Below are 291 nucleotides of genomic sequence, written 5' to 3' on the forward strand. Positions count from 1 at the left end.
TTATGAGGTTCAAGCGAAGTTTCGGGAACTAATGCTCCCGGCTCATATAGATATTCATAAACAGATTATGTGCCATGTTTCGGGCCCTATTCTTCGCGATGTTTGCACGATCTCCTTCGAACAGTTCGTCAATGGTTTGATACCACATGGTAAGCCACTCCCCAAAATGTTTCTGCTCTATACTATGGTCGAAATTTTGATCCACCTCTATATGCGCACGTACAAGATTACCTCTAAATTTGCTAACCATAAACAGGTTGGTTTCCCAGAAGTCTGTGAGTTTTTCCAGGT

Annotated in this window: 1 protein-coding gene; it reads right to left on the minus strand. The window is 42.3% G+C overall.

What is annotated here, in order from left to right; genetic code table 11:
• Window positions 1–28: 28 nt before the first annotated feature.
• The coding region (locus HC175_RS23080) for a group III truncated hemoglobin (protein ID WP_209310231.1) at window positions 29–291 on the minus strand (263 nt) is incomplete at its 5' end.

Source organism: Salinimicrobium oceani (assembly GCF_012037645.1).